Raw genomic sequence first — 25,071 nt, 5'->3', positions numbered from 1 at the left:
ATGCCCGTGAAGAACCGTCTGGCCGATCTGCATGACGAGATCACCGCGTGGCGGCGCGACCTGCACGAGAACCCCGAGATCCTCTACGATCTGCCGCGCACATCCGCGCTGGTGGCCGACAAGCTGCGGGAGTTCGGCTGCGACGAGGTGGTGCCCGGTATCGGTCGGTCGGGCGTGGTCGGGGTGATCCGGGGGCGCAGCGATACCAAGGGGGCCTGTATCGGGCTGCGCGCCGACATGGATGCGCTGCCGATGTCGGAGAAAACCGGGCTGCCCCATGCCTCGAAAACGGTGGGAAAGATGCATGCCTGCGGGCATGACGGGCATACGGCGATGCTCTTGGGCGCGGCCAAGTATCTGGCCGAGACGCGGAATTTCGACGGGACGGTGGTCTTGCTCTTTCAACCGGCCGAAGAAGGGGGCGCAGGCGCGCTTGCCATGATCGAGGACGGGGTGATGGAGCGTTGGGGCGTCCGCGAAGTGTACGGGATGCACAACGAGCCGGGCCTGCCCGTGGGCGAATTCGGTGTGGCGCCGGGGCCGATCATGGCGGCGGCGGATGAATTGCGCGTGGTTGTGCGGGGGCGCGGCGGTCACGCGGCCCAGCCCCATAACGTGATCGACCCGGTGCCTGCGGCCTGCGCCACGGTCATGGCGCTTCAGACGGTGGCGAGCCGGTCGGTCGATCCGCTGAAATCGGTTGTGGTGTCGATCTGCGTGATGCAGACGGAATCGGCCGCGACCAACGTGGTGGATGACAGCGTGATGCTTGCCGGAACGGTGCGGACGCTGGATGAGGGCGTGCGCGATCTGGCCGAGGCGCGGATCAAGGCCATCGTGACGGCCACGGCGGAGGCCTATGGCTGCAGCGCCGAAGTGACCTATGAACGCGGCTATCCGGTGACGGTGAACCACGAGGACAACGCACGTCTGGCGGCCGAGGTCTGCGAGGCGGTGGCGGGGCAGGGGATGGTTCGCTGGGGCCGCCCGCCGCGCATGGGGGCGGAGGATTTCAGCTACATGTTGCAGGCCCGCCCCGGCGCCTTTGTCCATATCGGGAACGGGGATACGAAAAAGGTCCATCACCCGGAATATGATTTCAACGACGATGCGATCCCCTATGGCTGTTCGTTTTTCGCCGAGTTGATCGAACGCCGCATGCCGGTGGCCTGAGGGAACATCGATGCCGATCAAGAACCGTTTCGCCGAGATGCTGCCCGAGATCGCGGGCTGGCGGCATCACCTGCACGAGAACCCGGAACTCCTCTACGAGGTGCATGAGACGGCCGCCTTTGTCGCGGAGCGCCTGCGGGAGTTCGGCGTCGACGAGGTGGTAACGGGCGTGGGGCGCACGGGTGTCGTGGGCGTGATCCGGGGGAAGGGCGCGTCGGGCCGCGCGATCGGTTTGCGTGCCGACATGGATGCGCTGCCGATCGAAGAGGCGACGGGATTGCCCTATGCCTCGAAAGTGCCGGGCAAGATGCATGCTTGCGGGCATGACGGGCATACGGCGATGCTTTTGGGGGCGGCGAAATACCTTGCCGAGACGCGGAATTTCGACGGCACGGTCGTAGTGATCTTCCAGCCTGCCGAGGAAGGGGGCGCGGGGGCCAAGGCGATGATCGAGGACGGGCTGTTCGAGCGTTTCCCGGTCGATGAGATCTACGGCATCCACAATGCGCCGGGCATCCCCGTGGGGATTTTCGCGACAAGACCCGGGCCTTTGCAGGCAAGTTCGGACGAATTCGAGATCATCGTGAAGGGCAAGGGCGGCCATGCGGCGGAACCGCATCGCGCCATCGACACCACGCTGGTCGCGGCCCATATCCTGATCGCGCTGCATTCCATCGTGTCGCGCAACGTGGACCCGCTCAAGCGCGTGGTTCTGACGGTGGGCACCTTTGGCACGGACAGCGGGGCGTCGAACATCATCCCCGACGTGGCGCGGATGGAGGGGACGGTGCGCACGCTCGACCCCGAATACCGCATTATCGCCGAGGCGCGGGTGCGCGAAGTGGCGGTGCATACGGCCGCGGCCTTTGGCGCAAGCGCGGAGGTGATCTGGCACCCCGGCTATCCGGTGACGGTGAACGATGCCGAGGGTGCCGTTCGCGCCAGCGACGCTGCCCGCGCGGTGGGACGGGGCGTGATCGACGATGCCGATCCGATCATGCCGTCGGAGGATTTCAGCTATATGCTGGAGAAGGTGCCCGGCGCCTATGTCTTCATGGGCAATGGCGACAGCGCCATGTGCCATCATCCGAAATACGTGTTCGACGACGAGGCCATCCCCTTTGGATGCAGTTTCTTCGCCGAACTGGTCGAGCGACGATTGCCGACCGCCTGACCCCCGAGAAGGAGAGAAAGATGCCCGTCAAGAACCGTTTTGCAGAACTCCTGCCCGAGATCACCGCGTGGCGGCGCGATCTGCACGAGAACCCGGAAATCCTGTTCGAGACGCATCGCACCAGCGCGATGGTGGCCGAGAAGCTGCGCGAGTTCGGCTGTGACGAGGTGGTGACGGGGCTGGGGCGCACGGGCGTCGTCGGGATCATCAAGGGCAAATCGGACAAGTCGGGGCGCACCATCGGGTTGCGTGCCGACATGGACGCGCTGCCGATCCACGAGGAGACGGGGCTGGACTACGCCTCCAAGACACCCGGCGCGATGCATGCCTGCGGGCATGACGGTCATACAGCGATGCTTCTGGGCGCGGCGAAATATCTGGCCGAGACGCGGAATTTCGACGGCACGGTCGCGGTGATCTTTCAGCCCGCCGAGGAGGGCGGCGGCGGGGGCCGCGAGATGGTCGATGACGGCATGATGGAGCGCTGGAACATCGAAGAGGTCTACGGGATGCATAATTGGCCGGGTGTGCCGACCGGGCAATTCGCGATCCGCTCGGGCCCGTTCTTTGCGGCGGCCGACCAGTTCGACATCTACGTTACCGGGCGCGGCGGCCATGCGGCGAAACCCCATGATACGCTCGATACGACGGTGATCGCGTCGCATATCGTGCTGGCCTTGCAGACGATTGCCAGCCGCAATGCCGATCCGGTGAAACAGGTGGTCGTGTCGGTCACGAGCTTCGAGACGGGGTCGAAGGCGTATAATGTCATCCCCGAGACCGTGCATCTGAAGGGGACGGTGCGCACGCTGGACCCCGGCATTCAGGACATGGCCGAAGAGCGGCTGAAGGCGATCGCCGAGGGGACGGCGGCGACATTCGGCGGGGCGGCGCGGGTCGATTACCGGCGCGGCTATCCGGTGATGATCAATGCCGATGCCCAGACGGAGTTTGCCGCCGATGTGGCGCGCGCCGTCGCGGGCGATTGCGCCGAGGCGCCGCTGGTCATGGGGGGCGAGGATTTCGCCTTCATGTCCAACGCGCGGCCGGGGGCCTATATCCTTGTGGGCAACGGCGACACGGCCAATGTCCATCACCCCAAATACAATTTCAACGACGAGGCGATCCCTGCTGGTTGCAGCTGGTGGGCCGAGATCGTGGAGCGCCGCCTGCCCGCCGCCTGAGGCGAGCGGTCTTTCGCGCGGCCATCGCGGGCAAAAGGGAAACCTGTTCCCGGAACGGACGGCAGGGCCTAAACTGGCGCTGCCCCCGTTTCGGAGACTGGCCATGATCCGTGCTGCCTTTACCCTTGCCCTTCTTTGTCTGACGGTCTGCGCCGGTGCCGCGCAGGCGGACCGGGCCGTGACGGGCAGCGTGATCTATCGCGACAGGATGGCCCTGCCGCCCGATGCAGTGCTGCTGGTGGAACTGGTCGGTGCCGACGGAAGCCTGCTGGCCGAGGTGCGTCTGCCGGCCGAGGGGCGGCAGGTGCCGCTGCCCTTCGAACTGGAGGTGCCGGACGACGCGGCGGGCAGCCTGCGCGCGGGCCTGATGCTGGGCGCTGTTCCGACATGGCTGGGCGCGGCTGTCGCAGTCGATGGATCGACGGGAGATCTGGGCGAATTGGTGCTGGCGCGTCAGGGGCCCATGGACTTTCCGGCCAGCTATCGCTGCGGCGACCGCGTGATCCGCGTGGGCGCGGCGGAGGGTGCGGTGGTGCTGGATACGCGGCGCGGTGCGTGGTTGGTGATGGAGCCTGTCCCCGCCGCCTCTGGCGCAAGGTACGAGAGGCCGGGAGAGGCGGAGACGTTTTTCTGGGACCGGGGTGATGTTGCGCTGGTGGCGCTGTCTGGCGTCGACTTGCCCGAATGCCGCGCGGCCCTGCCGCCCGTGGAAGGGCCCTATCGCGCGCAGGGGAATGAACCGTTCTGGTCGATGGATGTGTCGGAAGGGGTCATGATCCTTCGCCGTATGGGGATGGCGGATGCGTCCCTGCGCGTGACCGAGCGCGTCCTGACGGGCGCGGGTACATTGCGGGTCATGGCGGCGGACGCCACCGGGGCGGGGCGCGCCGTGATGGAGCGCCGCCCCGCGATCTGCCGGGACAGCATGAGCGGGATGCCCTATCCCGAAACGGTCAAGGTGAGCCTTGGCGGTGAGACGCTGACAGGGTGTGGCGGCGCGTCCATCGATCTGCTGACCGGGCGGACATGGGTGGTGGAAGATATCGCGGGAACCGCCCCCATCGCGGAAAGTCGCCTGACCATGGTATTCGCCCCCGATGGCCGGGTTGCCGGGTCTGGCGGGTGCAATCAGTGGTTTTCGACCTATGCATGGACCGGCGAGGGGGTGACGATCGGGCAGGCGGGGGCAACGATGATGGCCTGTTCCGAGCCGATCATGGCGCAGGAGCAGCGGTTTTTCGCGGCGCTGGCGCGGGTGACAGGGTTCGACGTCGATGCCACGGGGGCCTTGGTGCTTTTGGCGACGGAGCGGCCGATCCTCACGGCGCGGGCGGCGGCGGAGGGAAGCGCGCCTTAGCGGCGCGATTTTGGAGAGCGCGCCTTAACGGCGCGACAGGCGGTCGAGGCCAAGGAACAGCACAAGACCCGCCCCCAGCAGCCCAAGTGTCAGCACCGGGTGCCAAAGCAATTCGGCAAAGGGTTCCCACCAGCGCCAATCCGGGCCGAATTGATCGCGGTAGCCCGAGGCGATGCCGACAAGGCCCCAAAGGTATTGCACCGCCCAGAGGAGCCCCGCCCCCCAAAGCCGGGCGGGCGGATCGGGCATCATCGCGCCCAATGCGCCGAAGGCAAGGCCTGCGCCGATGCCCTTGAACATCAGCCCCACGATGATGAGCGAGAGGGTCGGGCAGGGCCAGTCGGGGCATGTGGCGCGCCCGATGATCGCGTGGCCCGCATCGCCGAAGCTGAGGATTTCATGGGCCAGAAGTGCCGCGAACAGCGACAGGGCACCCGCCAAGGCAAGGGAGAGGGCGGACCGGAGGCGGCCTTGGCCCAATCCGGTCAGCCGCCCGTATGGCTCATGTGGCGGGTGACCTGACCGGCCACGTTCTGACGGGAATAGTCGAAATCATGCCCCTTGGGCTTGCGCGCGATGGCGGCGCGGATCGCATCCTCGAGCACGGCATCATCGGCGCTGGCGCGCAGTGGCGCGCGCAGGTCGGCCATGTCTTCCTGCCCGAGGCACATGTAAAGCTCGCCCGTGCAGGTCAGCCGGACACGGTTGCAGCTTTCGCAGAAATTATGGGTGAGCGGCGTGATGAAGCCGATCTTCTGGCCCGTTTCCTCGAGCCGGACATAGCGGGCGGGGCCGCCCGTGCGCTCGGCCAGATCGGTGAGGGTGAACCGTTCGGCCAGACGCGCGCGCAGATCCTTGAGCGACCAATACTGGTCGAGCCGGTTCTCGTTGCCCAGATCGCCCATCGGCATCACCTCGATGAAGGTGAGATCCATGGACCGGTCGGCACACCAGTCTTGCAGGGTGAAGAGCTCGTCCTCGTTGAAATTCTTCAGCGCGACGGCGTTGATCTTGACCTTGAGGCCGGCGCGTTGTGCGGCCTCGATCCCTTCGAGCACCTGGGGCAGGCGGCCCCAGCGCGTGATGGCCGCGAATTTCGCGTCATCGAGCGTGTCGAGCGAGACATTCACCCGCCTGACGCCCGCGTCGTAGAGATCGGTCGCGAAACGCGCCAACTGGCTGCCGTTGGTCGTGAGCGTCAGTTCCTTGAGCGCGCCACTGTCCAGATGCCGGGTCATGGCGCGGAAGAAGGTCATGATGTCACGACGCACCAGCGGCTCACCGCCGGTGATGCGCAGTTTCTGAACGCCCATCCGCACGAAGGCGGAACACAGGCGATCCAGTTCCTCGAGTGTCAGCAATTCCTTCTTGGGCAGGAAGGTCATGTTCTCGGCCATGCAATAGACGCAGCGGAAATCGCAGCGGTCGGTGACCGAGACGCGCAGGTAGCTGATCGCGCGCTGGAACGGGTCGATGAGGGGCGTTTTCATATCCATGTCGCGCAGATTACGAGGGGTCGGAGGCACAGGCAAGGGATCGCCGCGACGTACAGTTGAAGCGGGCGTGGAATGGCCCTAGGTTGCGCGGCATGAAACATGTGATTGCCCTTGTCTGCCTGTTGTCCCTCGGTGCCTGCGCGACCGTCCCCGATGACGTGTCGCCCCAGATCACCGCCGTCGAACCCTCTGCCACCGTCGAAGGCGGAACCGGCGTTGCCCCGCCCACGGGCGATGGGCGGTTCATGGGCTTTACCGTCGCAAGCCTTGGCGATGCGGCCACGCCCGGCCTGTGGATCGAGACGCCGCTGGTGACCAGCGAACAGCCGGGGCGGGTGATCTCGGAAAACGGGCTGCAATTGCTGCTGACGCTGCGGCCCTCGGGCGGTGCGCGCAACTCGGGCTCGCGCATGTCGCTGCAGGCGTTTCAGGAACTGGGCATTCCCCTGACCGCGCTGCCCACCGTCACCGTCATCAGCGATGCCTGACAGCCCGTCTCGGCGTCTGTTGGGACAGATCGCCGATTGGGACGGGATGCGCGCGGGGTTCCGCTGGAACCTGCCCGCGCGGATGAACATCGCGCATCTGTGCTGCGACAGCTGGGCCATGGCCGATCCCGACCGGGTGGCGGTGATCCATGTCCATGCCGATGGCAGGCGCGATCTCTGGAGCTACGGGCGGCTGAAAGCGGCCTCCGACGGTCTGGCGGTGGCGCTGGCCGCGCGGGGCGTGGGGCGGGGCGACCGGGTGGCGGTCTTGTTGCCGCAGCATCCGGCGGCCCTCGTCACGCATCTGGCGGCGATGAAGCTGGGCGCGATCGGCCTGCCGCTCTTCACGCTTTTTGGGGCGGATGCGCTGCGCTACCGGCTGGGCGATGCGGGGGCCTGTGCCATCGTGACGGATGGGGCGACGCTGGACCGGGTGATGGCGCTCGCCCCCGATCTGCCGGATTTGCGGGTGATCGTTTCGACCGGGCCCGCGCGCGCGCCGGTGCTGGGCTTCGACGATCTGGCCGCGACACCCAGCGCCGGGTTCACCCCCGTCGACACCCTCGCCGAGGATCCGGCGGTGATGATCTACACTTCGGGCACGACGGGCGATCCCAAGGGCGTGCTGCATGCGCATCGGTTCCTTTATGGGCATCTGCCCTGCCTCGAACTGGCCTATGGCGGGTTTCCCCAAGACGGAGACGTGGGATGGACGCCCGCCGATTGGGCCTGGATCGGGGGGCTGATGGATATGGCGCTGCCCTGCCTGTTCTACGGCGTGCCGCTTGTCGCGCATCGCTTCGCCAAGTTCGATCCCGAGGCGGGATTTGCCCTGATGGCGGCAGAGCGGGTCAGCGCGGCTTTCATCCCGCCGACCGCGCTGCGGCTGATGCGGCAGGTCGCCCCGCCCGAGGGTTTGCGCCTGCGCGCCGTGGGCTCGGGCGGTGAGGCGCTGGGCGCGGATCTGCTCGATTGGGGGCAGGCGCGGCTGGGCTGCCCGATCAACGAATTCTACGGCCAGACCGAGGCCAATCTGGTGCTGGCCGCCTGCACCGGTCCGATGCCGCGCGTCCCCGGCGCGATGGGCCTGCCCGTGCCGGGTCATGACGTGAGCTTGCGCGACGCCAAGGGCGAGGTCGGCACCGGCGAGACCGGAGAGGTCTGCGTGCGCGCACCTGATCCGGTGATGATGCTGCGCTACTGGAACAAGCCCGAGGCGACGGCGAAAAAGATCGTCGATGGCTGGCTCTACACCGGCGATCTGGCCACGCGGGACGCGTCAGGGCAGATCACCTTTCATGCGCGCGACGATGACGTGATCACCTCGGCGGGCTACAGGATCGGCCCGGTCGAGATCGAGCAGGCGCTGGCCACCCATCCCGACGTGGTCATGGCCGCCGTGGTGGGCGAACCCGACCCTGTGCGGACCGAGATCGTGGTCGCCCATGTCGTGTTGCGCGAGGGGGCGGATTGGACAGGCGTGGAAGACGCGCTCAAGGACATCGTGCGTAGCCGCGTCTCGGCCCATTGCGTGCCGCGCAAGATCATCCGCGCGGACAGCCTGCCGATGACCGCGACCGGCAAGATCCTGCGCCGGGCGCTCAGACACCGGCCCTGATCTCTTCTCTGTTTCATAAATATCCCGGGGGAGCGCGAGGGGGCAGAGCCCCCTCGCACCAGTCGACCGCTTAGCGGGCGAAGGCCTTACTTTTCCATCGATCGCCGGATCGAGCGGACCATGGCCCAGACCGCCAGCACGACCGGCACGACGGCGGCGGCTGTCAGGACGGTCTTCGACGTGCCCAGGGGTTCGGCGAGCGGGCTGATGAGATAGACCACAAGGCTCACCGCGTAATAGCTGATCGCCACGACCGACAGCCCTTCGACCGTCTTTTGCAGGCGTAGCTGCATGTCGGCGCGGCGGTCCATGCTGGCCAGAAGATCCTGGTTCTGCGCGGAGCGGTTCACATCCACCTGTGTCCGGAGCAGGTCACCCGCCCGGATCGCGCGTTCCGACATCGACAGGAGCCGGCGTTCGGTCGCCTTGATCGTGCGCATCGCGGGATCGTAGCGGCGCATCATGAATTCGGCGAATGTCTGACGGCCCATGAAGCGCACCTCGCGCAGGACCTCGATCCGCTGGTTCACCAGCGCCTCGTAGGCCCCGGTCGCGCCGAAGCGAAAGGCGCTTTGTGTCTGCAATTTCTCCAGTTCCGCCGAGATCGCCAGAAGCTGGCCCAAGGTCTCGTCGGGTTTGGCGAGATGGCCGGTCATCGCATTGACCAGTTCGGCAAGGCTTTCGTCCATTTCGCCCATGCGGGTGGAGATGTCGCGCGCCATGGGCAGGCCGAGCATCGACATGGATTTGTAGGTCTCGATCTCGCAGATGCGTTGCACGATGCGCCCGACCCGGCGGCTGTCGGTGCCTTCCTTGCAAAACACCGCAAAACGCATGTGGCCGTTGCTGTCGATGCGGAAATCGCCCGCGATCACGGCGGTTTCGTCCAGCACATTGCTGACGGCGAGGCTTTCGGGGACCATCCATTCGGCCAGTTTCTCGGCCAGTGCGGGATCATCGCCCTGCGAGGTCTCAATCCGGATCTGGGCCGAGGTGATCCGCACGCCCGGCGCCTTGGCCAGCCATTCCTCGGGAAACACTTCCCAAGCCGAGGGGTCGAATGGTCGGGCGTCACCTGCGGGCAGGAAGGCGGTATAGGTCACGAATTCGGTGTGCTGTTCCCACTTGAGGCGGAATTTGCCCAGATCTCCGAAGAAATGCGTGGCATCGGGCGCGGGGTGATCGGCGCCGAACCGGTCGAGCAGCGCCAGAAGATGCGCGCGGTCGAGGCCGCGGTCGCGCTTGGCGGCATCTTTCGGTTGCTTGACCGCGAGGAATATCGCCTGCGCGGGCGCGGCCACATTCGGAAAGGGGCGCGCGTGCAATTCGTTGGCGAGGCGGTAGCGCAGCGGGTGGTCTTCGATCGGCATGGTGCGGCCCTCTGGAGAACACCATGCCAGATATAAGAAACCTTGGCCAAGTAAACGGGAAAAACACAATAAAATTCGTGGTTTGCCGGAATGCAATCGCATACGGGCCGGGCGCGTGCAGGACAAGCGACGGACAAAGCTGGATTTTCCGCCGCAACGCAGCGTGGTCGCGCGGCCGGGGCGTTGCCGTTATGCCACCTGTCCGCCCGCGATCTGGATCGTCTGCCCGTTCACGCTGCGCGCGGCCTCCGAGCAGAGCCACATCGCGGCACCTGTCACCTCGTCGGTCTGCAACAGGGTCTTGTGGCGGTTGCCGCGAGCCATGTAGGCGCGGGCCTCGGCCTCGGTCATGCCTTGGCGGGCGGCGATCTCGGTCGCGTTGCGGCTGACGATGGCGGTGTCGACATAGCCGGGGCAGAGCGCGTTGAAGGTGATGCGCGAGCCCATGTTTTCCTCGCTGAGCGCCCGGATCAGGCCGATGACGCCGTGTTTGGAGGCGGTATAGGCGCTGGCCCCTTTCAGGCCGCGCAGGCCCGCGATGGAGGAGATGACGATCATCCGGCCCCAATCCTCGCGGCCCAAGGTGGCCAGCGCGCCCTGAAAGGTCAGGAAAACGCCGTCGAGATTGGTCGCCATGACCCGGCGCCATTGATCCAGCGTTTCGCGGTGGAAGGGTGCGCCTTCGGCGATGCCGGCATTGGCGATGCAGATGGCTATGGGGCCGCGTGCGCCTGCGGCTGCCGCGATGCCGTCGCGCACCGAGGGTTCATCGGCCACGTCCATGGCGAGGGGGTGCAGGCGGGGGGTTCCGGCGGCGACGGCCTTCAGCCGGTCGAGATCGCGGCCCGTGATCGTCACCTCGGCCCCGGCTGCGGCCAGAGCCCGCGCGATGTCGAGCCCGATGCCCGTGCCGCCGCCCGTCACCAGCGCATGGCGTCCCGCGTGATCCATCCCCGTATCCTCCCCCGTCTGACTGGATCCAGCCTAACGCGACGGGGACGGGCTGCAAGCGCGCGCTTTGCGGCCCTGTCCGTCACGCGGAGGGGCCCCTGAAATCTTCGCAATTTGTATGCCATTGTATGCGCAATATACTGTCGCGCCTTGCCCAGTTGTGGACCGCGCCCTGTGTTGCTATGGGGCTTTCGACTAGTCCGTCACGGCAAAGAGGGGATGACTGTGAAGATAGGGGCTCCGAAGGAGATCGAGCCGGGCGAAGCACGGGTGGCGATGACCCCCGACAGCGCGCTCCAGCTTCAGAAACTCGGCTATGACTGCGTGATCGAGGCCGGTGCCGGTGGGGCCGCGGGCTTTACCGATGCCGCCTACGAGGCCGCGGGCGTCACGGTGGTCAAGACCGCCGCCGCGCTGTGGAAAGAGGCCGACATCGTCGCCAAGGTGCGCCCGCCGACCACGGCGGAGGCCAAGAAGTTCCGCGAAGGCCAGCTTGTGATCTCGTTCTTCTATCCGGGACAGAACGAAAAGCTGATGGAAGCGGCGAAATCCGCCGGGACCAACATCATCGCCATGGACATGGTGCCGCGCATTTCGCGCGCGCAGAAGATGGACGCGCTGTCGTCGATGGCCAATATCGCGGGCTATCGCGCGGTGATCGAGGCGGGCAACAATTTCGGCCGCTTCTTCACCGGCCAGGTGACGGCGGCGGGCAAGGTTCCCCCGGCCAAGGTGCTGGTCGTGGGTGCGGGTGTTGCGGGTCTTGCCGCCATCGGCACGGCGACCTCGCTGGGCGCGATCACCTATGCCTTCGACGTGCGGCCCGAAGTGGCCGAGCAGATCGAATCGATGGGCGCGGAATTCGTGTTCCTCGAGTTTTCGGACGACGAATTGCCCGATGGCGCGGCGACGGGCGGCTATGCGCCCCCGCAAAGCCCGGAGTTCCAGGCCAAGCAGCTGGCCAAGTTCCGCGAGATCGCGCCGGACATGGATATCGTCATCACCACCGCCCTGATCCCGGGCCGGCCCGCGCCGGTTTTGTGGACCAAGGACATGGTGGAGGCGATGAAGCCCGGTTCGGTCATCATCGATCTGGCCGCAGAGCGCGGCGGGAATTGTGAACTGACGCAGAAGGACGAGCGCATCGTCACCGACAACGGGGTGATCATCGTCGGCTACACCGACTTCCCCAGCCGGATGGCGGCGCAATCCTCGACGCTCTATTCCACCAACATCCGCCACATGATGACCGACCTGACGCCCGGCAAGGACGGCACGGTCGTGCACAACATGGAGGATGACGTGATCCGCGGGGCGACCGCCGTCTTCTCGGGCGAGATCACCTATCCGCCGCCGCCGCCCAAGGTCGCGGCCATCGCGGCGCAGAAGCGCGAGAAGCCCAAGGAGCTGACGCCCGAGGAGAAGCGCGCGAATGAAATCGCGGCCTTCAAGGCGCAGACCAAGAACCAGGTGACGCTTCTGGCCGTGGGCGGTGCCTTGCTGTTGGGGGTGGGCCTGATCGCGCCCGCGACCTTCATGCAGCATTTCATCGTCTTCGTGCTGTCGGTCTTCATCGGGTTCCAGGTGATCTGGAACGTGGCCCATTCGCTGCACACGCCGCTGATGGCGGTGACGAATGCGATCTCGTCGATCATCATTCTGGGTGCGTTGATGCAGATCGGATCGTCCTCGATCCTGATCACGGTTCTGGCGGCGCTGGGCATCTTCATGGCCGCCGTCAACATCTTCGGCGGATTCCTCGTGACACGGCGCATGCTCGCCATGTTCCAGAAATCTTGAGCGGGCAGGGGTAGAAGAGATGGATTTCGGATTCACCATTGCGGCCTATGCGGTCGCGGGCGTTCTTTTCATCCTGTCGCTGGGCGGTTTGTCGGGGCAGGAAAGCGCCAAGCGCGCGGTCTGGTACGGGATCGCCGGTATGGCGATCGCGGTCGTGGCCACGTTGATCGGGCCGGGATCGGGCCTTTGGGTCATGTCGTTGATCCTGATCGCGGGCGGGGCAGCCGTGGGCTACCAACTGGCGACCAAGGTGCAGATGACGCAGATGCCGGAACTTGTGGCGATCATGCATTCGCTGGTCGGTCTGGCCGCGGTGTTCGTCGGCATCAACGCCCATGTGGAAATCGGCAATGTCGCCTCTGTCTTCGCACAGGCGGGTCTGCCGTTCCCGCAGCCCGAGGGGCCGCTGTCGCCTGCGGCCTATGCGCTGCTCGGCACGCTGTCGAATTTCGGGGAATTGATCGGCAAGAAGACCGGCGTCGAGATCGGCATCCTGCGGGTCGAGCTGGTGCTGGGCATCTGGATCGGTGCCGTGACCTTCACCGGGTCGGTCGTGGCCTATGGGAAGCTGTCGGGCGCATCGAGCCTGTTGCCGTTCAAGATCGACACTTCGGCCAAGCAGCTGCCCGGCGGTCACATGCTGAACGCAGCCGCCGCGGCGGGGTCGCTGGTATTGCTGGCGATGTACATGGGCGGGTCGGGCACCTGGGCGCTGGTTCTGTTGGCGCTTTTGGGCTTCTTCATCGGCTATCACCTGATCATGGGGATCGGCGGCGCGGACATGCCGGTCGTGGTCTCGATGCTGAACAGCTATTCGGGCTGGGCGGCAGCGGCCATCGGCTTCAGCCTCGGCAATGACCTGTTGATCGTGGTGGGCGCGTTGGTCGGCTCATCGGGGGCGATCTTGTCCTACATCATGTGCAAGGCGATGAACCGCAGCTTCGTTTCGGTGATCCTTGGCGGGTTCGGCGGCGCGACGGGCGAGCAGCAGGCGATCGAGGGCGAGCAGATCGCCATCGACAGCGATGGTGTCGCAAGCGCGTTGAACGAGGCCGACAGCATCATCATCGTGCCGGGTTACGGCATGGCGGTGGCCCAGGCCCAGCAATCGGTCAGCGAGTTGACCCGCAAGCTGCGCGCGGCCGGCAAGGAGGTGCGTTTCGCCATCCATCCCGTCGCGGGGCGTCTGCCGGGCCATATGAACGTGCTTCTGGCCGAGGCGAAGGTTCCGTATGACATCGTGATGGAGATGGACGAGATCAACGAGGACTTCCCCGATACGGATGTGGTCATCGTCATCGGCTCGAACGACATCGTGAACCCGGCGGCGCAGGACGACCCGAACAGCCCCATCGCGGGGATGCCGGTTCTGGAAGTCTGGAAGGCCAAGCAGGTTTTCGTGTCCAAGCGTGGGCAGGGGACGGGCTATTCGGGGATCGAGAACCCGCTGTTCTTCAAGGAGAACACCCGGATGTTCTACGGCGATGCGAAGAAGTCGCTGGACGAGCTGCTGCCCAAGATCAGCTGAGCGCGTCGGAGAATTGCAAAAGGCCCCCAGTGTGTTCCGGGGGCCTTTTTCGGTTCAAAGGCCGCGATGCTGGTCCGTGGCATCGCGTTGCGCGCATGCTCAGGCCGCGGTCGAGACCGCTTCGCGGTTGAAGACATAGACCGAGACGGCGGTGTTCTGGCTGATCTCGCGCAGCTTGAACACATCCTGAAGCCCGGCAAGGAGCGGCGTCTGATCCTTGGAGAACTGGTTCAGATCTTCGAGCGAGTCGAAGCGCACCACCATGGTCACCTTGCCCTCCTTGTGCAGGAGGATGTTGAGGCTGGCGATATTGGCGGACGCGATGGCACCGCCGACTTCCGTCGACAGATGACCGACCGCGATCTTGGCGGCTTCGAGGGATTGGAAGGAGAGAGAATAAATCTTGGAATACATGGCTGGTCTTTCACCTAGGAGATCAGATCGAACATCGCATCGATGAGTTGCATGTCCTTGAGAGGAGACGTTCTTGTCTTGTATTCAGCCGGCCCGAGCCCGTTGCCCGTCTTGAGAGTATTGCCGGCTTCGGTCAGGGACAGGCTGCCATCGATCTCGACGGCGAGGCCCGAGGAGACAAGGTGCGCGCGCTGTTCTGGTGTAACGGGCAGGCTCCGGCAAAGGTTCAGGAAGGCGCGGGCCGTGGACAGCTGCTCGATGCCCGCATCCTGAAGGGAGGTCAGCACCGCTCCGCAAGCTGCCGCGATGCGTTCCTGTTGGTCTGTCTGCAACTGGATCGACAGGGTCAGGTCCGCCGCCACGCCGGTCAGCAGGTCCACCTGTTCTTGCGTAAGCGTGCGTGGCACGTGGTCCACCGCGCAGATCGTGCCCAAAACGTAGCCTTCCTGCGTCACCAGCGGAAAGCCCGCCCAGAAGACCCACGGCGGATCGTCGTGGACCAGCGGATGGCCCGCGAAGGTCGGGTGAATGCGCATGTCGGGCACGATGACGGGCCGGGTATCGAGCAAGGCGTGCTGGCAGATGGTTTCTTGCCGGGCGACTTCGGTTGCGCCAAGCAGGCAGCCGGTGAAGTTCTCGGACAGGAAGTACTGCCGCGCCTCGTCCAGAAGGCCGGTATAGGACACCGGCACGCCTGCGATATGGCGGAAAAGTTTGGTGTAGATGTCGAAGCGCGATAGGGCTTCGCTGCCCATCAATCCGGTGCGCTTGACGGCGGCGAGCCGGACTGTCTCGTTTGATGGGAGCCGGGCTGGGAGGAATTCCGGGCGGTTCATGAGGGTCTCCTGTTGTGTTTGCCACACAACGGAGGGAAACGGATCCCGTTTAGCCCGGATGATCGGGTTTTTCTCTGTGTGTGCCACCAGGCATGCGGTGCGTGTCCGCCGGGGGGCTAGCCTGACGTCTGGGTCGTGCTGGCGAGGCCTTCGAAGATGCGGCGCAGGTCGGCGGGGTGGAGCCGCTCGCGCGCGGTGTCCGACAGATCCTCGGGCGACCACATCAGGCTTTGGGCGGGATCGTGCAGCATGGCCCAAGCGCCGAAGAGGCGTTGGCTGGTGGTCTCGGATTGGTGGAGCCGCAGGTCGATATGGCGGTCATCCCGGCGGATGCGGTCGTAGGCGGCGCGGACCTCGGGCGCCGGACCTTCGAGGAATTGCAGGTAGATGTCGCGTCGGCAGATCAGGGCGCCGGTGATGCCGTCGCGGGCATTGGCCTGCCGCGCATCGAGCAGGATGCCCGACAGGGTCGCTTCGTCATAGCCAAAGGGGCGCGAGGAATAGATCAGTTGGATGAGTTCGGAAATGGAGGTGGCTCCCGCGTGGGGTCCGGTCCTGCGGCGCCGGGGATCGGCGGGGCATCGGGCGGGACAGGGGCGATCGTATCGCAAAGCCGCCCGACTGTCGCGTGAATATCAGGGGGAAGTTTTGCGGGATGCGCCCGAGGGCGCACCCTGCGCAGCAGTCCCGCCAAGCCTTACTTGGTCAGGATCAGTTTGCCCGCACGCGTGATGCGCAGCTGGTAGGTCTTGTCATCGAGCACGATCATCGCGGTGCCGTCGCCGTCGGTCAGGCGGCGGGCATCGTAGACCGGCAGGGTGCGGTTGGGCGGCGCGGTGCGGCTTGCCTCGGCGGTGTCGGTGATGTGTCCGTGAAAGCTCATGGCGCGGGCTCCGGGGTTGTTGTTGCGCGTCTGTGTCCCGGAGAAACTGACAAAAAGAATCGGGTATGTCAATTCCAGAGTTTTTCAGTCGGATAACTGTCCGCGCGCGGCAGGCCGCAGGGTCAGGTGATCGATCCGCGCCGCGATTTCGGGGCGGATGGGGCCGGGGCGTGGGGCATCGCGGAGCGTGGTGAACCAGTGATCGGGCGGGTTGCGGCCCAGTTTGGGCGGGTTTTCCCAGCGCAGGGACCGCAGCACCTGTTCGGCTGTCTCGGGCAGGCGGTCGGGGATCTCGTGGCCGTTGAGCGTGGCCCAGACGCCGGTCCAGAGGCGTCCGACGGACCACGGGTTGTAGCCGCCGCCCCCCAGAACCAAGAGGCGCGGGCAGCCGAACGCCTTGAGGGATGCGACGATATCCCAATGGGCGTTGTTCGAGAGCGTGAGGCGGGACAGCGGATCTTCGGTCACGGCATCGGCGCCGCATTGCAAGACGATGGCATCGGGTTGGAACGCGGCCAGCGCGGGCAGGATGAGCCGGTCGCGGATCGCGGCCATTTCGGTGTCGTTGAGCCCGCGCGGCACGGGCAGGTTCAGGCAATTGCCGCCCCCGTCATCCTCGATCGGGCCGGTGAAGGGCCAGCGGCGTTCCTCGTGGACCGAGATCAGGAGGGTTTGCGGATCGCCCGCCAGCCCGTATTGGACGCCGTCCATGTGATGGGCGTCGATGTCGACATAGGCGATGCGGGCCGCGCCCGCGCGGCGCAGCGACAGGATCGAGAGGACGGGATCGTTGAGGTAGCAAAAGCCGCCCGCGCGGTCGGGAAAGCCGTGATGGGTGCCGCCGCCGGGATGGTAGATCGTGCCGCCATGGGCCAGCAATTCAACCGCCAGAAGCGAGGCACCGGCAGCGGTGGCGGGGCGGCGGAACATTTCGGGGTAGATCGGGTTGGCGTTGGTGCCGATCCCGTGGCGGTCGCGGATCGGGTCGGTCACGGCCTGTTCCGCCTCGGCCCGTTCGAGGGCCGCGACATATTCGGGTGTGTGCCAGATCGTCAGCGCCCGCGGCTTGGCGCGGGGGCTGGTGCGGTATTGGTCCGCGGGCAGCCAGCCCATGGCGCGGGCCAGATCCATCACGGTCGAGACGCGCGGCACGCGAAGCGGGTGCCAGCCGCCGTAGCTGGAGCAGCGATAGATCTCGGAGCCGAGGAACAGCGGGCTGGTCACGCGCCGATCAGCGCCTCGACCTCGCCAAGGATGCGGCGGCTGGTGGGGCGGGTGTTCGAGCCGAAGGTCTGGACCAGTTGCCCCTCGCCATCGAGCAGCACCTTGTTGAAATTCCAGCCCGGTTCGAAGCCGTAGGTGTCGCGCAGCCAGCGGTAGAAGGGATGCGCCCCCGACCCGCGCACCGAGGTGATCGTGGTCATGGGGAGGGTGAGGTTGAAGTTCACCTCGCAGAACTCGGCCACGGCCTCGTCGCTGGACAATTCCTGCCGGAAATCGTCGGAGGGGACGGCCAGAACGACAAGGCCGCGGGGGCCGTAATCGTCGTGGAGGGCCTGAAGGTCGTCGTATTGGGGGGTGTAGCCGCAGAGCGAGGCGGTGTTGACCACCAGAACGGGCCGCCCGCGCCATTCGGCCATGTCATAGGTGCCGCCATCGATGGAGTCGAAGCGAAAGCTTTCTTGTGCCACGCCCGCGCGGGCCAGCCCGAGGACAGGGAGGGCGGTAAGGGTGGCGATCAGGCTGCGGCGGTTCATCTGGCATTCTCCGGTCGGGCGTCGCCTTGGAAAGTATGGCCGGGGCGGTGGCCGTCAAGCCGGGCTTGGCAAGGGGGCGGCGGCCATGCGATACCCCTGCGCCATGGTCCGCAAACCCACCATCCAAGCGCCGTTGCGCATTCCGTCCGCCGCCAAGCGCGAGACGCGGACGCAATTCGCCGTGCTGCCCTACAGGATAAAGAAGAAGGGCGGGGTGGAGGTGATGCTGATGTCCTCGCTTGATTCCGGGCGCTGGATCATCCCGAAGGGCTGGCCGATGGACGGGATGCGCCCGTCGGAGGCGGCGGCGCAGGAAGCCTGGGAAGAGGCGGGGTTGCGGGGCCGGGTGCATGACACTGTGCTGGGGCTTTATTCCTACTCCAAGTGGCTGGACGAGGAATTGTCGATCCCTTGCGTGGTCCTGGTCTTTCCCATGGAAATCTCGCAGGTGGATGAGGTTTTTCCCGAGGCGGGCCAGCGCAAGGTCAAGTGGATGAGCCGCAAGAAGGCCGCGCAGAGGGTGGACGAGGCCGAGTTGAAACAGATGATCGAAACCTTCGATCCGCAAGCGCTGCGTTGAGGCGCTTGATCCCGGCTCGCAACCGCATAGCTTTGACAGATCATGATCCGCTACACGCTGAAATGTTCGCAAGACCACAGCTTTGGAAGCTGGTTCCAATCGGCTGCCGCCTATGACGCGCTGGCCGAGAAGGGGCTGGTGTCTTGCGCGATCTGCGGCGGGACCGAGGTGTCGAAGGCCCTGATGGCCCCGCGCGTGTCCGGGACCGATGCGCCGGAACCTGCGGCCCCGGCGCCCGCCCGGCCCCTGTCGGAACCCGCCCATCCCGCCGAGCAGATGTTGCGCGCCTTGCGCGAGCATCTGGCGAAGAACTCGACCTATGTGGGCGGGCGTTTCGCCGCCGAGGCGCGGGCGATGCATCTGGGGGAGGCCGATGCGCGCCCCATCCACGGCGAGGCCAAGCCCGAAGAGGCGCGCGCCCTGATCGAGGAGGGTATCCCCATCGCCCCCCTGCCGATCCTGCCGCCCGACAAGACCAACTAGGCCCGACAAGCCGCCCTAGGACCGGAGGCCCATGGCGCGAAGCTCGGCCACCTCGCGCGCGTCGCGCTCGACCTCCAGTTGGGCCACGCGCGCGGCGATCTGGCGGGCGATGTCGGCGTCGGGAATGCCCGCCGCGCGCATCTTGCCCACCAGCGCCTTGCCCTCCGGGGCGAGGGGTTGGACGAAAAGGATGCCATCAAGTGCCGCGATGGGCGTATCGGCGGCGCGTGCGAGTTCCGCCATCCGCCCGGCATGACCGGGGGTGGCGCGCAATTGGGCAAGGCGGATGTGGTGCCAATCGCGGCTCTGGTCGTGCAGGCGGCGCAAGGTCGCGTCGGTCAGCCAATCGGCAACGAGCGCCGCGATCCTGTCCGACCATGCGGAGAGGCCCGGCAGCGCCGCCTCGTTCCGGTCGAAGACGGCGAAATAGGTCGCGTCGTATTTGTCCGGTTTGAGGTTCACGTTGCCCCGGTCGCCGCGCAGGAGATACGCCTCGCGGCTCTGGACGGCGAAATGGGCAATCTCGGCCAGATCGTAGCCGTAGGTTGCAGCCGATCCGCGCCAGCCATCGGCCATGAAGCTGGGCGGCAGGCGCAGCCCCGATCCGTTGACCCAGTGCCGGGTGCGCAGCCTTTCCAGCCGGTCGGGGTGATGCGCGGCCCCTTTCACGCCGGGGCGGTGGATGCCGAGTTTGAGATGCGGATAGGGTTTGAAGAGCGTCTTGACGCCCCAGCCGCGGCGAAAATCCTCGGGCGCGCCACGGGTGAAGCGGGGCAGTATCGGGTCGGGGGACCATGCCGCGATCCCATTCGACCCCATCATGCGCCAGTTGGCTGCGATGCCTTCGGTCCCGGTGGGGCAGGCGGCAAGCAAGGCCGCAAGCGTTCCGTCGCCTGTCTTGATGTGCAGAAATTCGTCGGCGTCGATGGGCAAAAGCCAGTCGGTGTCGAGAAGGGCGTGGTTTTTCTCGGCCAGCGTCAGGGCATGGGGTTGGGGTTTCTTGCCGGATGGCACCACGTTGGCGCAATGGCGGCAAAGCCCCATCGCCGCGAGGCGGTCGAGCATCGTGTCGGTGCCGTCGCGGCAATCGTTGGTGTAGATCCAGATCGCGTCGAAGCCGATCAGCCGGTGATAGGCGAGCCATTCCAGAAGGCGCGGGCCTTCGTCCTTCATCATCGAAAGGATGCTGGCGTGGGTCTGTGCCATCGGCTCAGGCGAGGGGCAGGGGCGGGGCGGCGCGCAAGAGCCCGCCCGCCGCATCGAGCGCCGCGGCTTCCGCCGTGGTCAGGTGGTGGATGCGGTCATAAAGCGCGCGGTAGCCCGGTTCGGGGTCGGGCAGGGCGGCGATGGCGGAAAGACGGTCCTTGAGCGGTCCGGCGAAGCCATGTGCGCCCGCGCGCCAATCCATCTTGGCGCGCCAAGGCGCGTAGCCGGGTGCGAAGTAATGGAGGAGATAGGCATTGTCCGCCGCGCCCCAGAGTGGGCCGGGGAGGGTTTCGCCGGTTTCGGTTTCGGCCCAGTGCAGTTTCAGGCGCAGGCCGGGAAGGGCCGCGCGGTGGATCGATTTGCCCTCGGGATGGCCGACAAGGCCGAAGCGGGGGCGGAACAGATCGGCGTCTGCGCCGTAGATCTCGTTCACCGTGGCGCGCGGGATGGGGAGGCGGAAGGCCTCCATCCCATCGGACAGCGTCACCTGTTCGGCGGTCGCGACGCGGAGCGACAGGGCGTCGGGGGGTAGGGTCGCCAGCGCCTCGGGCAGGGTGCGGCCCGGCATCCACATCAGTTCATCCGCGTCGAGGATCATCACCCAGCCCTCGGCCACGTCGCGGTAGGCCATGCCCATCACCGCGCGTTGGCGGCGGGTGAAGCGGGCGTCGGGTTCCAGCCCCAGACCTGCCCAGAAATCGGGGGTGCAAAGGCGGATCTCGACCCTCGGGTCGCCGGTCAGCCGGTGCTGCGCGGGGTCGTCCGGATCGTCGAGAAAGAGGATGATCCGCGCGGCCCCCTGCGCCAGATGCCAGCGCAAAAAGCGGTCGAGCACGGGCAGCGGCTCGCGCGCGATGGTGGCGACGGTGAGGGGGGGCAGGCCCATGGTCAGACCAGCCCGAAGAACCGGTCGGGGATGATGACCGGCAGGCCCTTGTCGGTCGCGCGGGGATCGGTGGATTTGCGCGGGCGGGTAGCGGGGCTGCCGTCCGCTTCGACGGGGAATTGCGCAAGCCCGATGGCCCGCGCCTCGGCATAGTCGAGGGGGGCAGGTGCGGCTTCGGCGATGGCGTTGAGGCGGAGGGTCTGGTGGTCGACGAAGCTGGCGTGCTGGGCGGTGCCGCCGCGCGCCTCCATCCGGGCGCGGGCGATGGTCTGGTCGCAGAGCGCCATGTGGAAGAGCGTGAAATGCGCGCTCATCCGCACGTTGCGGTTCAAGAGCCTGTGCGCGCCGCCCGACCAATTGGCCCAGCGGGAGATGACGAAGGGTTTGGAATAGACATCCGCGACAAAGCCCTGCCGCCGCTGGCCAAGGATCGGCAGGGCCGGGTCGACGGGTGTGGTTTCGCCCGGCCCCTGCACCACGTCGACGCCGAGCGCGAAGATGTAGCCGTCTTCGCCCAGTTCGGCCAAGGCCTCGGGCCAGTCGAGACCGGCCTCGGGGTCGATCACCACGTATTCGTCGCAATCGCCGCGAATGACATGTTCGTAGCGTTTGCGCAGCGTGTTGGCGCGGCCCGACATCTGTTTGGCGATGAAGCGGTCGTTCTGGATGCGGCGGCGGGGCGCGTCGAGCATCACCTCGGTCTGGATGCCGGTGAGGTCGACCGTTGGCTCCCAATCGTCGCCGTCGATCACGACATGGAGGTTTTCGCGCCCGACGATCGCGCCGTAATGGGCGATCCATTTCTCGAGGAAGGCATCCTCGTGCCGGACATGGGTGAGTGCGCAGGCGAAGTCCTTGGGCATGGCGGGGTCCTCAGATCTCGGTCCAGTCGAGGGTGCCATCCGGCGCCTCCTTGGCGGCGGCGGCAAGGATCTCGTCCCGGGTGGGGTTCTGCCATGCGGCGTCGGAGCGGATGAAGCCGCCCCGGCGCAGCGCGGCACCGACGGCCTCGAAATCGAGGGTGGCCATGACCTCGCGTTTCACGACGCGCTGGTCGGCGGGATGGAAGTAGCCGGTGAGCGCGTCGATCCGGAGCGGGTCGATGCCGGCGAAGGCGCGGAACTGGAGGATGTAATCCTCGATGTTCTGGGAGGGACCGCGGTTGAGGATCGCGACCTCTGTGCCCTCGGCCAGCAGCATGGCCCCGAAATGCAGCGCTGATCCGTCGAGCGCGATGACGCGGCGGGCGGCTTTCCAGATCTCGATCTGGCGTTCGAGCGTTTCTTCCTGCGGGTGGATGATCGTGTAGCCCTCGGCCTCGAGAAGTGCTTCGAGACGATCCTCCATCAGGATGGAGCCGCGTTTGGAGGGCAGGCGCGAGCGCGAGACATAGATCGCCTCGGGTCCGTTGGGGGCGATGGCGCGGCCCATGTTCGCGCGCATCCAGTCGCGGTAGTCGGGGCGGCCCGCCATCATCTCGCCCATGCCGAAGCCGGGGGGCGGGGTCAGCAATTCGTCGATCACGACGGGTTTTTGCGGGACGCGCAATTCCAGCGTGGTCAGGCCGCACAGTTCGAAGAAAGGCATGGTTTCGCGAAACATGCGCCGTTCATGGGTCAGGAGCCGTTTGGGGTAGAAGACCAGCCCGTCGAGATCGTCCAACATCCCCGTCGCCCAGAGGCGGGAGGTCGTTTCCACGAGGAAATGGCCGAAATGCCCGTAGAACAGGCCGCCGAACATCCAGCGCCCTTCGAGCCGTTCGATCCGCCCCTCGGCCAAGGGCGGGACCGGTTCCACGGTGATCGGATCGAACGGGTAACGCCAGCAATGGCCTTCGGGAAGAAAGCGGTTTTGCGCATCAAACAGGCCCGCCGCGCGCTTGGCGCCGCCGGGCGGGTTGTCGCCCCACGGCACCATGACAACGTCGCGATGGACCACGGGGGTCCAGTTGATCGGTCGGTCCGGATCGAAATCGAGATGCGGCTCGGGGGTGGGCATGGAAACTGCCTCCTTTGCGCCTTTGATGTCAGTCTTCCAACGCCTGTGCAGGATCGATGCCGACCTCCTGGCACATGCGCCAGGCATAGGAGTTTTCGAGCGGCACGTTGCGCCGCCACCACGGTTTGGTGCCGTTGGTATAGAGATGGACGGACAGGGTCGCGTCGGTGAACCAGCCTTCGACGCGGCCATGGGGGTCGTAGAAGATGTCGTTGAGCTGGAAGGGCACCGGATAGAGGACATCGGGTGTCATGGCGCGGTCGAAATCGCCGGTCTGCTGGGCGAACCACGTGAAGGCCTGCGGGCCGAAGGCGGTGCGTTCGGTGCGGTAGATCTTGACCGCGTGGGGCGCGTCCTTTTGCTTTTCCAGCTTCTTGCGCTGTTGCTTGTTCCACCACGGCGGAGCGTCGGGCAGGTTGTCGTAATAATCGAGCAGCCGGTCCATCAGTTCGCAGTCGCGCGGCAGGCCCACGACGCCGCAATTGAGCGCACCCCGCATGCCGTGGCCTGCGAAGATCCAGTCCTGATCGTCGGGGAAGGGCCGGTGGCAGAAGGCGTCGCAATCGATCCAGATCGCGCCCGTCTGGCGGATCATCTTGTAGCGGAAGACGTTGGACAGGAAGCTTGCGGAGGTTTCGGCCACGATATCCATGGGAATGTCCATGATTTCAGAGGCGGGGCGCACCACGATGCCCTCGGGCACATTTTGCACGGTATCGGTGCAGTAGAGCGTGACCGGATGCCCATGGCGTAGATGCGACACGAGGCACAGCTGATTGAGATATTGGAGTTTTTCCCCGATCCAGAGGGAGGCGACGGGGCGACGGTCGAGTTGCACGGATTGTCCCTTTTTTACTGCCCGGAACTACTGCCCGGAGGGTGCGGGTTGGCCCGCTCTTTGGTTGATATCTTGTCCCTCGTTTCCCCAATCAAGGCAAGGAGTTTGCGGAACATCGAAAGAGACGTGGCCCAAGTGCAATGCCGGCGTGGGGTGATCGTGCGCGGCTGTCGCGCGCCCGTTGCGTCGGGCGGGGTGGTGTCGCGGCTGCGCGGCGGGGGCTTGACTTCGTAACGGTATACAACAGTATGCAGCCAACGATGCGGCGCCGCCATTCCCCGGAGACCCCTGAGCGATGGATCTTCTTTTTGTCCTGCCCGAAGGGCTGTCGCAGCTGTCATTCTGGGTTCTCATGGTCTTCAGCTTCATCGCCTCGCTGATCACCGTGGCGATGGGCATCGGCGGCGGCGGGCTCTTGCTGGCTATCATGGCAAGTCTCGTGCCACCTGCGGCGCTGATCCCGGTTCACGGGGTGGTCCAGCTGGGGTCGAACGGGGGCCGGGCCATCATGCTTTGGCGCAACATCAGCTGGGCGGCCGTCATCCCCGGTTTCTTGATCGGATCGCTGGTGGGGGCAGGTGTCGGCGGCGCGGTGGTTGTGGAATTGCCGCCCAATGTCGTCCAGATCGGGGTCGGGGCCTTTGTCATCTATTCGGTCTTTGCCAAGCCGCCGCGCTGGTTGTCGCGCTGGCCGTGGCTGACGGGGGGCGTGTCGAGTTTCCTGACGATGTTCTTTGGCGCGACGGGGCTGTTCGTCGCGAATTACACCAAATCGCTGTCCCTGCCGCGCCATGACCATGTGGCGACCCATGCCACGCTGATGACGGTGCAGCACGGGTTGAAGGTGGTGATCTTCGGGCTTTTGGGATTTGCCTTCGGGCCTTGGGCGATGGTGATCTTGGCCCTGATCGCGGCGGGGCTGGCAGGGACGCTGATGGGGCGGTTCGTGCTGAACCGGATCAGCGATCACGGGTTCAAGCGGGCGCTGGATGTGATCCTTGTGCTGATCTCGTTGCGGCTGATCTGGCAGGGGCTGACCGGTTGAGGGGCT

At 66.0% G+C, this 25,071-nt stretch carries 26 protein-coding genes; 11 read left to right on the top strand and 15 right to left on the bottom strand.

Translation table 11 applies throughout. From position 1 onward, the window contains the following. The 4 genes from QQK63_RS04640 to QQK63_RS04625 all read left to right on the top strand — a co-directional run bounded on the left by QQK63_RS04640 (window position 1) and on the right by QQK63_RS04625 (window position 4,888). A complete protein-coding gene (locus QQK63_RS04640) occupies window positions 1-1,173 on the top strand; it encodes a M20 aminoacylase family protein (RefSeq protein ID WP_277827069.1) in 1,173 nt (390 codons plus the stop codon). 10 nt (window positions 1,174-1,183) lie between these two features. Then, window positions 1,184-2,347, top strand: a complete 1,164-nt coding sequence (locus QQK63_RS04635) for a M20 aminoacylase family protein (RefSeq protein WP_277827071.1) — start codon at window positions 1,184-1,186, stop codon at window positions 2,345-2,347. A 20-nt stretch (window positions 2,348-2,367) separates the two neighbouring features. Continuing rightward, window positions 2,368-3,531, top strand: a complete 1,164-nt coding sequence (locus QQK63_RS04630) for a M20 aminoacylase family protein (protein WP_277827073.1) — start codon at window positions 2,368-2,370, stop codon at window positions 3,529-3,531. Between the two features lie 103 nt (window positions 3,532-3,634). After that, window positions 3,635-4,888, top strand: coding sequence for an META domain-containing protein (locus tag QQK63_RS04625; RefSeq protein WP_277827075.1), 1,254 nt, complete (start codon window positions 3,635-3,637; stop codon window positions 4,886-4,888). A gap of 24 nt (window positions 4,889-4,912) precedes the next feature. Here QQK63_RS04625 and QQK63_RS04620 read toward each other — a convergent pair whose 3' ends face one another. Then, complete coding sequence (locus QQK63_RS04620) at window positions 4,913-5,368, bottom strand: hypothetical protein (RefSeq protein WP_277827077.1); 456 nt, start codon at window positions 5,366-5,368, stop codon at window positions 4,913-4,915. Between the two features lie 5 nt (window positions 5,369-5,373). After that, window positions 5,374-6,378 carry a GTP 3',8-cyclase MoaA gene (moaA, locus tag QQK63_RS04615; RefSeq protein ID WP_277827079.1) on the bottom strand — a complete coding sequence of 335 codons (1,005 nt, stop codon included), beginning with the start codon at window positions 6,376-6,378 and terminating at the stop codon, window positions 5,374-5,376. A 98-nt stretch (window positions 6,379-6,476) separates the two neighbouring features. Here moaA and QQK63_RS04610 point away from each other — a divergent pair, with 98 nt between their 5' ends. Further along, the gene (locus tag QQK63_RS04610) at window positions 6,477-6,872 is read left to right on the top strand and encodes a hypothetical protein (RefSeq protein WP_277827081.1); all 396 of its coding nucleotides are present in this window, start codon (window positions 6,477-6,479) and stop codon (window positions 6,870-6,872) included. Beyond that, complete coding sequence (locus tag QQK63_RS04605) at window positions 6,865-8,490, top strand: AMP-binding protein (RefSeq protein WP_277827083.1); 1,626 nt, start codon at window positions 6,865-6,867, stop codon at window positions 8,488-8,490. Before QQK63_RS04610 ends, QQK63_RS04605 begins: the two co-directional genes overlap by 8 nt. An 86-nt stretch (window positions 8,491-8,576) precedes the next feature. On the opposite strand, the gene QQK63_RS04600 is transcribed toward QQK63_RS04605, so the two are convergent. Together QQK63_RS04600 and QQK63_RS04595 are read right to left on the bottom strand one after the other, a co-directional pair. Further along, window positions 8,577-9,860, bottom strand: a complete 1,284-nt coding sequence (locus QQK63_RS04600; protein ID WP_277827085.1) for a DUF3422 family protein — start codon at window positions 9,858-9,860, stop codon at window positions 8,577-8,579. Window positions 9,861-10,049: 189 nt separating this feature from the next. Then, a complete protein-coding gene (locus QQK63_RS04595) occupies window positions 10,050-10,811 on the bottom strand; it encodes an SDR family NAD(P)-dependent oxidoreductase (protein WP_277827087.1) in 762 nt (253 codons plus the stop codon). 225 nt (window positions 10,812-11,036) lie between these two features. Between QQK63_RS04595 and QQK63_RS04590 the strand changes: the two genes are divergently transcribed. Both QQK63_RS04590 and QQK63_RS04585 read left to right on the top strand, forming a co-directional pair. Further along, entirely contained in the window at window positions 11,037-12,611 is a 1,575-nt protein-coding gene (locus QQK63_RS04590; RefSeq protein WP_277827812.1) for a Re/Si-specific NAD(P)(+) transhydrogenase subunit alpha, read from the top strand. 19 nt (window positions 12,612-12,630) lie between these two features. Continuing rightward, complete coding sequence (locus tag QQK63_RS04585; protein WP_277827089.1) at window positions 12,631-14,139, top strand: NAD(P)(+) transhydrogenase (Re/Si-specific) subunit beta; 1,509 nt, start codon at window positions 12,631-12,633, stop codon at window positions 14,137-14,139. Between the two features lie 99 nt (window positions 14,140-14,238). Here QQK63_RS04585 and QQK63_RS04580 read toward each other — a convergent pair whose 3' ends face one another. From QQK63_RS04580 to QQK63_RS04555, 6 genes are all read right to left on the bottom strand, one after another. Further along, window positions 14,239-14,553, bottom strand: a complete 315-nt coding sequence (locus tag QQK63_RS04580; protein ID WP_277827091.1) for a hypothetical protein — start codon at window positions 14,551-14,553, stop codon at window positions 14,239-14,241. A 14-nt stretch (window positions 14,554-14,567) separates the two neighbouring features. Next, window positions 14,568-15,389 carry a GAF domain-containing protein gene (locus QQK63_RS04575; protein WP_277827093.1) on the bottom strand — a complete coding sequence of 274 codons (822 nt, stop codon included), beginning with the start codon at window positions 15,387-15,389 and terminating at the stop codon, window positions 14,568-14,570. Between the two features lie 116 nt (window positions 15,390-15,505). Next, window positions 15,506-16,000, bottom strand: a complete 495-nt coding sequence (locus QQK63_RS04570) for a BLUF domain-containing protein (RefSeq protein WP_277827095.1) — start codon at window positions 15,998-16,000, stop codon at window positions 15,506-15,508. Between the two features lie 86 nt (window positions 16,001-16,086). After that, window positions 16,087-16,272: a hemin uptake protein HemP gene (gene hemP, locus QQK63_RS04565; protein WP_277827096.1), complete on the bottom strand. Its 186-nt coding sequence runs from the start codon at window positions 16,270-16,272 to the stop codon at window positions 16,087-16,089. 84 nt (window positions 16,273-16,356) lie between these two features. Continuing rightward, a complete protein-coding gene (locus QQK63_RS04560) occupies window positions 16,357-17,496 on the bottom strand; it encodes an acetoin utilization protein AcuC (protein WP_277827098.1) in 1,140 nt (379 codons plus the stop codon). Next, on the bottom strand, window positions 17,493-18,029 hold the full coding sequence (locus QQK63_RS04555; RefSeq protein ID WP_277827100.1) for a glutathione peroxidase: 537 nt from the start codon (window positions 18,027-18,029) through the stop codon (window positions 17,493-17,495). The genes QQK63_RS04560 and QQK63_RS04555 overlap by 4 nt, the downstream gene beginning before the upstream one ends. A gap of 85 nt (window positions 18,030-18,114) precedes the next feature. On the opposite strand from QQK63_RS04555, the gene QQK63_RS04550 reads away from it, so the two are divergent. Further along, on the top strand, window positions 18,115-18,609 hold the full coding sequence (locus QQK63_RS04550; RefSeq protein ID WP_277827102.1) for an NUDIX hydrolase: 495 nt from the start codon (window positions 18,115-18,117) through the stop codon (window positions 18,607-18,609). 42 nt (window positions 18,610-18,651) lie between these two features. Beyond that, entirely contained in the window at window positions 18,652-19,092 is a 441-nt protein-coding gene (locus QQK63_RS04545) for a DUF1178 family protein (RefSeq protein ID WP_277827104.1), read from the top strand. Between the two features lie 15 nt (window positions 19,093-19,107). On the opposite strand, the gene QQK63_RS04540 is transcribed toward QQK63_RS04545, so the two are convergent. Genes QQK63_RS04540 through QQK63_RS04515 form a run of 5 tightly spaced genes read right to left on the bottom strand, consistent with a single transcriptional unit; the run spans window position 19,108 to window position 24,020 of the window. Next, window positions 19,108-20,298: a glycosyltransferase family 2 protein gene (locus tag QQK63_RS04540; RefSeq protein WP_277827106.1), complete on the bottom strand. Its 1,191-nt coding sequence runs from the start codon at window positions 20,296-20,298 to the stop codon at window positions 19,108-19,110. Window positions 20,299-20,302: 4 nt separating this feature from the next. After that, window positions 20,303-21,184 (bottom strand): glycosyltransferase family 2 protein, encoded by an 882-nt coding sequence (locus QQK63_RS04535; RefSeq protein WP_277827109.1) that lies wholly within the window; start codon window positions 21,182-21,184, stop codon window positions 20,303-20,305. A 2-nt stretch (window positions 21,185-21,186) separates the two neighbouring features. Beyond that, window positions 21,187-22,047, bottom strand: a complete 861-nt coding sequence (locus tag QQK63_RS04530; protein WP_336618804.1) for a glycosyltransferase family protein — start codon at window positions 22,045-22,047, stop codon at window positions 21,187-21,189. A gap of 10 nt (window positions 22,048-22,057) precedes the next feature. Further along, a complete protein-coding gene (locus QQK63_RS04520) occupies window positions 22,058-23,182 on the bottom strand; it encodes a glycosyltransferase family 61 protein (protein ID WP_277827113.1) in 1,125 nt (374 codons plus the stop codon). 28 nt (window positions 23,183-23,210) lie between these two features. Further along, on the bottom strand, window positions 23,211-24,020 hold the full coding sequence (locus tag QQK63_RS04515) for a glycosyltransferase family 32 protein (RefSeq protein ID WP_277827115.1): 810 nt from the start codon (window positions 24,018-24,020) through the stop codon (window positions 23,211-23,213). A gap of 295 nt (window positions 24,021-24,315) precedes the next feature. Between QQK63_RS04515 and QQK63_RS04510 the strand changes: the two genes are divergently transcribed. Continuing rightward, window positions 24,316-25,065 (top strand): TSUP family transporter, encoded by a 750-nt coding sequence (locus QQK63_RS04510; protein ID WP_277827117.1) that lies wholly within the window; start codon window positions 24,316-24,318, stop codon window positions 25,063-25,065. The last annotated feature ends 6 nt before the right edge of the window (window positions 25,066-25,071 follow it).

Origin of the sequence: Roseicyclus marinus (assembly GCF_030163795.1) — a bacterium.
Classification (GTDB): Bacteria; Pseudomonadota; Alphaproteobacteria; order Rhodobacterales; family Rhodobacteraceae; genus Roseicyclus; species Roseicyclus marinus.
The sequence above is the reverse complement of the archived record's forward strand: the minus strand, read 5'-3'. Positions and strand labels throughout refer to the sequence as shown.